Below are 10,620 nucleotides of genomic sequence, written 5' to 3' on the forward strand. Positions count from 1 at the left end.
GGGCGCCCCAGGGGCGCCCCAGGCAAAAAACTCGAGGGCCTGGTCGTCCCATCCGCAGGACAAAGCGATGTTGGGGAACTGCCGGGCCAGCATATGCACCTGGCCCATGTCGCCGGAACTTTCCTTGATGGCGACGACGTTTTTCGATTGGCTGACACGCTTGAAATATTCTTCATCCATCGAAACGCACATGCGCCCCGGATAGTTGTAAAGCATGATCGGCAAGTCCGCTGCGCGATCGATAGTGAGCGCGTGAATCGCGTTTTCCTGTGAGGTTGGCAGCGCGTAAGGCGGGGACGTGACCAGAATGGCGTCCGCTTTGATCGATTTGGCATCCTTGGCGTACTGAACCGCATCTTCGGTACGAATCGCCCCGGTGCTGACGATCAGTTGCACCCGAGTGCCGATCACATCTTTGGCGTAGGCCGCCAACTCGGTGCGCTCTTCCGAAGTCTGCGCATAATACTCGCCGGTTGAGCCGCCGATAATAATGCCGTGTACCTTCGCCTCAATCAGCGATTCCAAAACTTCCGAGTACACATTCCAGTCAATCTCCCCATCAGAGTTATAAGGAGTTACTGCTGGCGTATAAATGCCTTCAAATTTCAAGATAAATGCTCCGAATGCGAGTTAGGTGGAAGATCAGTAAGCGCGTCAGCTTTGATGCCTTGAACACGATAAAAATCGCCATGTTTTCACGGGACAGTTCCCATTGCTCAAACACGAGATCAACTACGGCACTTTGGCTACTGTTGAATCCAGACTGGCATGGGCCAAGAAGGCGGTCAATAGAGTGTATCTCTGGCGTATACATTTCCAGATGGGTGTTTCACTCGTCCTGAAAAATAATATTTCCTTTATTTTCAATGATTTGAATTTTCTTCATCGGAGCCGCGACGTCAATCGATAACATTTGTTTATGCATTGATCAGAGTAAATGTTTCTTGTTGACGCATGATTGCCGTCGTAGCCTTACAACAGCGATATTCTCCCGACGAATTGGAGAATAAGATCTCTCGTACATTCGTCCCATTAGTTAGGATTCGTTTGCCCGGGATCGAATATGGTGCTGTAGAAATATTGCTATTGATGCAAACATCGGCATTAAAGAATTATCTGCATTAGTAATGACTCAGAAACGAAATGAGTGCACGGATGGCACCCCCATCCAAGAAGGCACATTTCGTAAGGCGTTTCCTGGACGTGGCAAACCGTTCCGGTTCGCGGATAGAAGCAGCACGGTTTGATGGGCTTGCATCCACAGACGGTACTGCGAACTCAAGACCGTTTGGCCTCACCTCGCTGAGCAGGCTGAACGTGTCGCCCCCTTGGTATTTTGGAGTGTGTTGACCGTGAGCACTAAATCGGCAGTTTCAAATCTTATCGCGCAGCGCAAGCCTGACCACGCGCTGCCAGGTGCCCTTTATAGCGATCCAGACGTTTACAGGCAGGATCTGGAACAGATCTGGCACAAAAGCTGGATCTTCGCAGGGCACACATTTGAGCTGGAGAAGTCGGGTCAGTACCTGTCGCTGCAAATCGGCGATTACCCTGTCGCTATCGTGCGCGGCGCAGACAAGCAGATTCGTGCATTCCACAACGCCTGCCGCCATCGCGGCTCCAAGGTGTGCCCGGAAGCAAGCGGCAAGGTCGCCAAGCTGGTGTGCCCTTACCACAAATGGACATTCGAGCTGGATGGCAGACTGCTTTTCGCCGGGAACATGGGGGACGATTTCGACAAGTCTCAGCATGGGTTGAAAACCGTGCATTGTGAGGTCGTCGAAACGTACATCTATGTGTGCGTAGCAGATGTCGCCCCAGACTTTTCGTCGTTCAGAAAATCCGTCACCCCTTTCGTTGCGCCTCATAACCTGGACGACTGCAAAGTCGCGTTTGAGTCGAACATCATCGAGAAAGGCAACTGGAAACTGGTTTTCGAGAACAACCGCGAGTGTTACCACTGCGATTTTACTCACCCGGAATTGATGCACTCATTCGTCGACAACCCATCAGTGGGTGGCGCCGGCGGCGATGAGGATCTTGAACTCAAAGAGCATTGGGATCGTTGCGAAGCAGCAGGCCTGCCCAGCCAATTGGTCATGGACGAAGACGGTCGCTTCCGCATGACGCGCATCCCCCTTTTTTCCGGGGCCGTCAGCTACACAATGGATGGCAAGCCTGCGGTTGCCGGTCGCTTGGACACAACCGGTGAAGCCAACATCGGTGCGCTGCTTTATTTCAACTACCCATCAACCTGGAACCACTTTCTGGGCGATCACGCGCTGAGCTTCCGCGTTCTGCCCATCGGTCCGGGCGAGACGTTGGTCACTACAAAATGGATCGTCAAGAAGGACGCGCAGGAAGGTGTCGACTACGACATCGATCGCCTGACCAAGGTTTGGCTTGCAACCAATGACCAGGATCGCACCTTGGTGGAAGGCGCACAGGTCGGGGTCAGCTCCCCTGCTTACGAGCCAGGCCCTTTGTCGGTGGCTAGCGAAATCGGTGTGTGTCAGTTTGATGATTGGTACTGCAAAACGATGCTTGAGCAGCTCAATGACACGATCCCGTTAAGATCTGTCGGCTAAGAGTAAAACTGCCGGTGGTGAGAACCACGAATGATCACCACCGGCATACTCAAACTTCTCCCCTCCTCGCACCCCGAATCACTGCTCAGTCAGTACTCCTATCTTCTAAACAGCTCAGGAAAACTGGGCGAGAATCCAGTCTCGTAGCCGGCAACAGGCGTCGTCATTGATCCGGTCTTCACGAAATGTCAGATAGTGCTGACTTTCATGGAGAACCACTTCCTCTTTGATCGGCCGAATCAGCGTGCCGTTTTCGATCAGGTTTGCAACCAGGTGATTCCATCCGAGGGCGACGCCCTGATGGGTCAACACCATGCTAATTACCAAGTTGTAGTCGTTCGCGTTGAACACGTGAGGGCTGTCGTGGGGGCGTTTCTCGATATCAACATCGTGATAAGCCAGCCAAACGCCCCAGTCAACGTGCTCCGCTACCTGGGATCTGCCATAAGGGCTGAGGTTTAGCAAAACCCCGTCGCGTAATCCTTCCAGGCTGGACAGCTCAGGGTGCTCCTCTTTGTAACGAGGTGTGCACACCGGGTAGATGACATCATGAAACAACGGATAACTGCGGTAGCCATCCTGAATCCTGGCCATTTTGGTGATGAAGATGTCCGGAGTTACACCCGGTTCCATCGACAAAAAGTTTTGAGTGGTTACCAGATTGAGGTCGATGTCTGCGTTCTTGGAAAAAAAACCTGGCAGCTTCGCTGCGAGCCAGAGGGCTGAAAACGCGGGAGAACAGCAAAGCGTCAACGTGCGCTTGCCTGCATTGTTGGTGCGAATGCGCTCCGCCGCCTGGGAAATGTTGACGAAAGATAGCTGTGCCGCATCAAAAAAGATGGATCCGGCTTCCGTCAACTCGACTGCTCGCCCCACCCTCTTGAAGAGATCCACTCCAAGGTACGCCTCAAGTTCTCGAATCTGACGGCTGATTGCCGCTTGAGTAACGCACAGTGCTTCTGCCGCACGCGTAAAGCTCTGATATTTTGCGGCGGCTACGAATGACTTCACTGCTTTCAGGGACGGCATTTTCAGCAGCGTCATGTCTGGATCGATGTGCTTAACCATAACCTAGAGTATTGAATATCCGGTTCGGGGCCCTTCGGAGGGCCGTTAGGGACGAGATCGGCGAGAGGGTTCCACCTAGAGCCTACGCTGGAGCGTAGCTCAAACACAGGGCCTAAGACAGGGCCATCCGCAGTCGTCTTCGCAACTGGCACAGCCGCAGTCGCAAATTGACATAATTAAATGATTGATAACATGACGTTATTGATTGACTGGAAGAAATGTTGTTAGACGCTGACTCTATTAGGTAATAACTTGGTTCTCAAGGTACTGCTTAATTCAGCGCCGATAAAACAAGAATAATAAACATCACATATTAAAGAGGATGGTCACAATGACTATTTCCCAACCTTTTTCCCAGCTTGACTGCCCCCACAAGCACCGTCTGAACTGATCAAGACACTACACCTGAATTCTTGATCTTACGTCGTAATTGCAGCAGGAGGGGTTATGAGTCTTGGTGACGAGATACTCTCGGTAAAAAACATTTACAAAGTCTTTGGTGCTCAGCCAAAACTCGCGATGGAGATGCTGGCTCGCGGTGCTGATAAAAGTGAAATTTTCAGCAAAACCGGTCAAGTCGTTGGCGTCTTTGATGCCAGTTTCTCCGTAAAACGTGGAGAGATTTTCGTCATCATGGGGCTTTCCGGTTCCGGGAAGTCGACGATGGTCCGCTTGTTCAATCGACTGATCGAGCCAACCTCCGGAACAATCCATCTTAACGGACAGGAAATTACCGGTCTGTCGGATGCTGATCTCCTCAGCGTTCGTCGCAAAGACATGAGCATGGTGTTTCAGTCGTTTGCCCTGATGCCCCACATGAGTGTGATCGACAACGTTGCTTTCGGTCTGGAAATCTCGGGTGTCGAGGAAAGTGAACGGCATAAACGTGCACTCGAGGCACTCAAACAGGTGGGGCTCGATGGCCACGCCTACAGCTATCCGCACCAACTGTCCGGCGGTATGCAACAGCGGGTAGGCCTGGCCCGAGCGCTGGCCAATGATCCCGCTATCCTGCTGATGGACGAAGCCTTCTCGGCACTCGACCCGTTGATTCGCCACGAAATGCAGGGCGAACTGATCCGCCTGCAGGCAGAACAGCATCGCACCATCATCTTCATCTCCCATGACATTGACGAGGCGATTCGCATCGGCCATCGCATTGCGATCATGGAGGGTGGCCGGGTAGTACAGATTGGTACCCCGCAAGAGCTGCTTTGCAACCCGGTGAACGATTACGTCAGGGCTTTCTTCAAAGGCTTTGATGCCTCGAAGATCCTCAAGGCTGGTGATGTTGCCAAAATTTGCGCAGAGCATCCGTACTCCATGGATCAATCCACTCCTACGCTGCGCGACGATGTACTCCTGCAGGACGTCTTTCACATCGTTGCTGATGCAGTTAATCCAGTTGCCGTGCTGGATCGCCAGGGTGTGTTCAAAGGCACGATCTCCAAGAGCCTACTGCTTCAGACAATGAGCCGACACTAATAGTCTCTATTTGCTGGCTTGCCAGGCTCGGACATTCAGGTGATTACATGAACGAATTCAGTTTTCTAGACCCGTTTCAATCCATCAACGTCCCTTTGGGCCAATGGGTAGAAGTTGCCCTGAATTATCTGGTTCATAATTTCCGCGAGGTATTCCGCTCGATAAGATGGCCAATCGACCAGGTACTTAATGGTATTCAGTTCGGATTGTTGGCTATCCCTCCGTCAATATTCATTACTATTGCGACGCTCTTCGGCTGGCAGGTAGGAGGGAAAAAGATAGGAATCCTTTGTCTCGTCACCCTCACCCTCTTAGGAGTGATCGGCGTATGGAATGACGCCATGATCACCCTCGCCCTGGTGCTCACTTCACTGTTTTTCTGTGCAGTTATTGGCATACCGCTGGGCGTCCTGTGTGCCCGGAGTGACCGATTGGAGATGCTTCTGCGGCCGGTACTCGATGCAATGCAAACACTGCCTGCATTTGTTTATCTGGTACCCGTGGTGATGCTGTTTGGCATCGGCAACGTACCGGGAGTACTGGTCACGATCATCTTTTCAGTAGCGCCACTGGTCAGGCTCACCAATCTGGGAATTCGCCAGGTACCGGAGGACAAGGTTGAAGCAGCCCGCGCTTTCGGATGCACCCCACGCCAAATGCTGAGGCGGGTTCAACTTCCTTTAGCTGCACCGACGATCATGGCGGGTCTGAATCAGGCATTAATGTTGTCACTTTCCATGGTGGTGATCGCATCAATGATTTCGGTTGGCGGGTTGGGGATGATGGTGCTTCGAGGGATTGGCCGCCTTGATATGGGCTTGGCAACCGTCGGTGGATTGGGGCTGGTATTGCTGGCGATCTTCCTCGACCGACTGACCCAGGCAATGGGCGAACGCAGTAACAGGGCAACCAAAGGTGAGCACTGGTACCAGACAGGCCCGGCGGGTGTCGTTTATCGCCTGAAGAAAAAAAACACTCTTACGAAAATAGAAGTCAGCCCCAAAGAAAACTAACTCCGCTCAGCGGCGCGTCGTGAACCAAAAGAAATACCAACTTCTTAATCCAGCGCAGGTAAACGATAATGAACTTCGCAACATTCGGAATAAAACAGAAATTCATTCATTCTGTCGCGCTTTTAGTACTAGCGGTTTCACCTGTTTTCGCATCGGCCGCCACGGCGCAGCTGCCCGGAAAAGGGGTATCAATCACTCCCATATTCCCGTCAATCGCCGAAGAGCGGTTTCGCGGAGAGATTGCAATGGCAGGTCTCAAGGAATTGGGCTACGACGTTGAGACACCCAAGGAAACCGAGTACTCCACCATGATGATTGCGATTGCCAATGGTGACGCTGATTTCTCGGTTCATCTGTGGGAGGAACTACACAAATCTTTCTACGAGAAGGCAGGCGGCGATGAGGCGATGGTGAAAACCGGCGCTATTATGCCGGGCGTACTACAGGGCTACATGATCGATAAGAAAACGGCTGATGAGTATCACATCACCTCTATCGATGATTTGAAAAAGCCAGAGATCGCCAAGCTGTTCGATAGTAATGGCGACGGTAAAGCAGACCTGACAGGTTGCAACCCCGGCTGGGGCTGTGAGCTGATCATTGCCCACCATATGAAAGCCTACGGCTTGGAAAAGACCGTTTCCAATAACCAGGGCTCCTATTTTGCCCTGATGGCCGACACCATTGCTCGTTATAAAGAAGGCAAGCCGATTCTCTATTACACCTGGGTACCTCAGTGGATCTCCGGTGTTCTGGTCGAAGGTAAAGATGTGGTTTGGTTAACCGTGCCGCGTACGGATCTCCCGGGTGGCAAAAACGATACCAACACTACCTTTAATGGTAAAAACCTTGGTTTCGCGGTAGACAGTGTCAGAGCGGTCATCAACAAAGAGTTCGCCGAGAAAAACCCGGCGGCCGTGAAGTTCCTGTCTGAAATGCAGATCACTACCGACGATGAAAGCGCGCAAAATCTTAAAATGCACAATGGTGAAAAAAGTGCAGCTGACATTACTCGTCACGCCAAAGAATGGATCGCGGCCCATCGCGCGAAATACGACAGCTGGCTGGCAGACGCACGCGCCGCGTCAAATACCGCCACCGCAAAGAACTAGTCCCTTCTTATAAAGCTGCATAAAAGGTTGCCCTTCACCGGGCAACTTTTTTATCCGTTTCGGCGTTCATCACTCGGGAATATTGAAATGCAGTTGTATTCATTCGTCCAGAATTTCAGTTACAAGGACGCGCCCCTGCATACACGCGAGCTGGTCAAAGCTTGCCTGCTCGACATCATTGGCGTGGCCGCCGGAGCCCGCAATAATCAAACCAGCGTGATGCTCAAAACCTACGCTGACACCCACTACTCTGCCAACAAGCTGTCCAGCCGCCTTTGGTTCGACGGCAGAGCCGTACATCCCTTGGGCGCCGCGTATGCCGGCGGTTTCTGCGTTGATAGCCTGGATGCGCATGAAGGTCACTTCACCTCCAAGGGGCATGCAGGTGCAACTGTTGTCCCGGCCATTGTTGCATTGGTTGACGCGTATCGCAGTCAGGGCAAAGACATCAGCGGCGAAGAATTCCTCAGCGCACTGTGCATCGGTTACGAGACCGCCTTGCGGGCGGGTCAGGCATTGATGGCCACCGCCCCTGAATATCATGCCTCAGGCGCCTTTTCCGGGATCGGGGTCGTTTGCGCTGGCGCCCGCTTGCTGAAGCTTGATGAAACGACATTCCGTCATGCGCTGGGTATCGCGGAATACTTCGGCCCGAGGTGCCCGATGATGCGCCTGGTGAGCTTTCCGACGATGTTGCGTGATGCCCACGGCGCCGGGGCGTATGCCGGACTGAACGCATTACTGATGGCACAGCTCGGTGTCACTGGCGCTCCAGCCGCCACCGTTGAACCTTTGGAGATTTCCACTTTCTGGCAGGACATCGGAACCCGTTGGGAGATCGACGAGCAATATTTCAAACCGTGGCCGGTATGTCGCTGGGCGCAACCGGCACTCACGGCCATGACCGATTTGATGCGAGCACATCCAGTCATCACTGCTGAGTTGATCGAGACCATCGATGTCGAGACATTCCACGAGTCTGTGTGCTTGCAGGGGCATTTTCCGAAGAATGCGGATGAGGCCCAATATGCGCTCGCATTTCCACTGGCCGCCTTGATCGTTCGTGGAAAGCTGGGCCCTGACGAAGTCACCGGGGATTCCATTCATGCGCCGGACATCTTGAACATCAGCGGGAAGATAACCCTTCATGAGGCGCCCGACCTGTCCGCCAGGTTCCCTGAGGAAATTCTCTCCCGCGTCACCGTTACCCTGAAAGACGGCACGCGTCTTACGAGCCCAACCGCGACGGCCAAGGGCGACCCCGGCAACCCTATGTCGAGTGCCGAACTCACGGCTAAATATCATTTGCTGGCTGATGACAGCTTGGGATCCACGCTCAGCAATGCGATCAAGAACAGTGTTGAAACACTACCTGAGAGCGATGACTGCCAGGCATTCTTTGATTTGTTGCTGTCTGCTCCAAAAACCGCTGTCTAGATTGCGCAACGGTTTCGTAGCTATTGGTAAAGGTGACAAAGAGGATTTATGCCATTCGTATTCGAGAGCGTGCTTAAAGACAAGAACATGGGGTACTCCTATACGGCGCAGAAACCATTAATGCCGCAGGCGGTGACTCGTGTAGCTTTCGTGCTTTTGAACAATTTCTCGATGATGTCGTTCACCGGCGCTATCGATGCGCTGGTGACCGCCAACCTGATTAGCGAGACACCGGCGTTTGAGGTGTTGACGGTCGGCATCAAGAACCGTCTTGTGATGAGCGATCTGGGAATCGCAATTTCAGCGGACCTGGAGTTATCCCAACTACCGGATCGTATCGACGTTCTCATTGTCGCTGGTGGTTTGCGAGTGAAGCTGATGAGCGACCCGCTGTTACGGCGCAAGCTACGTAACGTCGCATCTCTTGGCGCGACCATGGGCGGTTTGTGGAATGGTGCGTTTTTTCTGGCGGAAGCTCAGTTAATGGACGGTGTCGAGTGTGCCTTCCATCCAGATGGGCGAGCGATGATGGAGGATGTTTTCCCCAAAGTCCTGGTCACTTGTCGGACTCACGTATTAGATAGAAACCGTATCACGTGCGCTGGCGCCAGCAGCTCGTTACGCATGATGCTGGAGCTCATCACCGCTAAACAAGGCGTGTCGCTGACCCATGCTGTCGAGGAAATACTCAGTTGTGATCAAACCACTGAAGTCTCTGGGATATCGACTGTCATAGTTGACTCTGACCCCACCTTGCCACAAACCCTGAAGCTCGCTTTAGAGCTGATGCAAAAGAACATCGAAGAGCCACTATCGATCGACGAACTGGCTGAATGTGTGAAAATTTCCCGACGACAATTGGAGCGGCGCTTCTGCCGTTTCGTGGGCGCCACGCCCACACGCTACTACCTCGAGCTGCGCTTGACTCGAGCGCGACAGCTTATTCTGCAGAGCAATCGGCCGATTACCGATATCGCGATTGCGACCGGCTTCTGTAGTTTCGCCAACTTCCATATGCGCTTTCGTGACTTCTTTGGCGTAGCGCCAAGCAGTTATAGAGCAACGTATGAGCGCAGGCGCTAAGTTTCGAAACCCGGGCACGCGAAAAACATACGAAACCCGCACTGCCTAAGCCAGTAAACGATGGCTAGCATCATCGACAAGGATTACCGAGAATTATGAATGCTCCATCGCCGGTGTTAATACCCACGGCTAACCACAATGAGCGGATGTCTACACGCATTGCCTTCCTCATCGCGGGCTTACTCATGTCCGCTTGGGCGCCTCTGGTTCCATTGGTTAAAGCACGCACCGGCCTGGACGATGGAGGCCTGGGGTTGCTGCTGCTTGGCCTTGGCGGAGGATCTATTGTGGCCATGCCCTTCGCTGGGTATCTCACTGCACACTATGGATGCCGACCGGTCGTAATCTGGGCGACGATTGTCTTGTGTGCCGTTCTTCCGCTGTTGAGCACCTTGGTGTGGCTGCCGGGTCTGGTCATCGCTGTCATTATCTTCGGCGCCAGCATGGGCATGCTTGATTGCGCCATGAACATACAGTCCGTCATCGTCGAGAAAAACAGCGGGCAGGCACTTCAGTCCGGCTTCCATGGCCTTTACAGCGTCGGAGGCATAGTGGGCGCCGGGGCGATGACCGCTCTGCTGACCTTGGGCCTGCATCCGTTGATTGCTGCGCTCTGCATCGTTGCCACCGTTTTGGGAGCGCTTTACAAGGCAGCGCCTGCTTTTCTGACTTATGGCACTGAACGGGGTGGACCAATGTTCGCGGTGCCCAGGGGTATCGTGCTGTTTTTAGGGGCGCTCTGTTTCATCGTCTTCCTCACTGAAGGCGCAATCCTCGACTGGAGCGCGGTTTTCCTTGTCTCGAGCCGAGGGTTAGAGCCGAGCATCGCCGGCT

General features: G+C 53.2%; 9 protein-coding genes. 7 read left to right on the forward strand and 2 right to left on the reverse strand.

What is annotated here, in order from left to right; all coding sequences use genetic code 11:
• Nucleotides 1–609, reverse strand: a 609-nt coding sequence (locus AC1D1M_RS31005; protein ID WP_477778644.1) for a dihydrodipicolinate synthase family protein, incomplete at its 3' end; no start/stop codon positions are given.
• A 743-nt stretch (nt 610–1,352) separates the two neighbouring features.
• Here AC1D1M_RS31005 and AC1D1M_RS31010 point away from each other — a divergent pair.
• The gene (locus tag AC1D1M_RS31010) at nt 1,353–2,588 is read left to right on the forward strand and encodes an aromatic ring-hydroxylating oxygenase subunit alpha (protein ID WP_223533753.1); all 1,236 of its coding nucleotides are present in this window, start codon (nt 1,353–1,355) and stop codon (nt 2,586–2,588) included.
• A 114-nt stretch (nt 2,589–2,702) separates the two neighbouring features.
• Here the strand turns inward: AC1D1M_RS31010 and AC1D1M_RS31015 are convergent, their stop codons facing one another.
• Nucleotides 2,703–3,656, reverse strand: coding sequence for a LysR family transcriptional regulator (locus AC1D1M_RS31015; protein WP_477778645.1), 954 nt, complete (start codon nt 3,654–3,656; stop codon nt 2,703–2,705).
• Between the two features lie 447 nt (nt 3,657–4,103).
• On the opposite strand from AC1D1M_RS31015, the gene AC1D1M_RS31020 reads away from it, so the two are divergent.
• The 6 genes from AC1D1M_RS31020 to AC1D1M_RS31045 form a co-directional block, all read left to right on the forward strand.
• Nucleotides 4,104–5,141, forward strand: coding sequence for a quaternary amine ABC transporter ATP-binding protein (locus AC1D1M_RS31020; protein ID WP_477778646.1), 1,038 nt, complete (start codon nt 4,104–4,106; stop codon nt 5,139–5,141).
• 8 nt (nt 5,142–5,149) lie between these two features.
• The gene (proW, locus tag AC1D1M_RS31025) at nt 5,150–6,154 is read left to right on the forward strand and encodes a glycine betaine/L-proline ABC transporter permease ProW (RefSeq protein WP_477778651.1); all 1,005 of its coding nucleotides are present in this window, start codon (nt 5,150–5,152) and stop codon (nt 6,152–6,154) included.
• A 68-nt stretch (nt 6,155–6,222) separates the two neighbouring features.
• A complete protein-coding gene (gene proX, locus AC1D1M_RS31030) occupies nt 6,223–7,266 on the forward strand; it encodes a glycine betaine/L-proline ABC transporter substrate-binding protein ProX (RefSeq protein ID WP_477778647.1) in 1,044 nt (347 codons plus the stop codon).
• Between the two features lie 87 nt (nt 7,267–7,353).
• Nucleotides 7,354–8,703 (forward strand): MmgE/PrpD family protein, encoded by a 1,350-nt coding sequence (locus tag AC1D1M_RS31035; RefSeq protein ID WP_477778648.1) that lies wholly within the window; start codon nt 7,354–7,356, stop codon nt 8,701–8,703.
• Between the two features lie 48 nt (nt 8,704–8,751).
• Nucleotides 8,752–9,786 (forward strand): GlxA family transcriptional regulator, encoded by a 1,035-nt coding sequence (locus AC1D1M_RS31040; protein ID WP_477778649.1) that lies wholly within the window; start codon nt 8,752–8,754, stop codon nt 9,784–9,786.
• 95 nt (nt 9,787–9,881) lie between these two features.
• On the forward strand, nt 9,882–10,620 hold a 739-nt coding region (locus tag AC1D1M_RS31045; protein ID WP_477778650.1), incomplete at its 3' end, for an MFS transporter.

The organism is Pseudomonas sp. P1_F7 (assembly GCF_056405655.1).

What these genes read in the sequence shown, in the direction of transcription:
- AC1D1M_RS31015 (WP_477778645.1), bottom strand. Translation starts at nt 3,656, where the DNA reads ATGGTTAAGCACATCGATCCAGACATGACGCTGCTGAAAATGCCGTCC.
- AC1D1M_RS31020 (WP_477778646.1), top strand. Translation starts at nt 4,104, where the DNA reads ATGAGTCTTGGTGACGAGATACTCTCGGTAAAAAACATTTACAAAGTC.
- proX (WP_477778647.1), top strand. Translation starts at nt 6,223, where the DNA reads ATGAACTTCGCAACATTCGGAATAAAACAGAAATTCATTCATTCTGTC.
- AC1D1M_RS31035 (WP_477778648.1), top strand. Translation starts at nt 7,354, where the DNA reads ATGCAGTTGTATTCATTCGTCCAGAATTTCAGTTACAAGGACGCGCCC.
- AC1D1M_RS31040 (WP_477778649.1), top strand. Translation starts at nt 8,752, where the DNA reads ATGCCATTCGTATTCGAGAGCGTGCTTAAAGACAAGAACATGGGGTAC.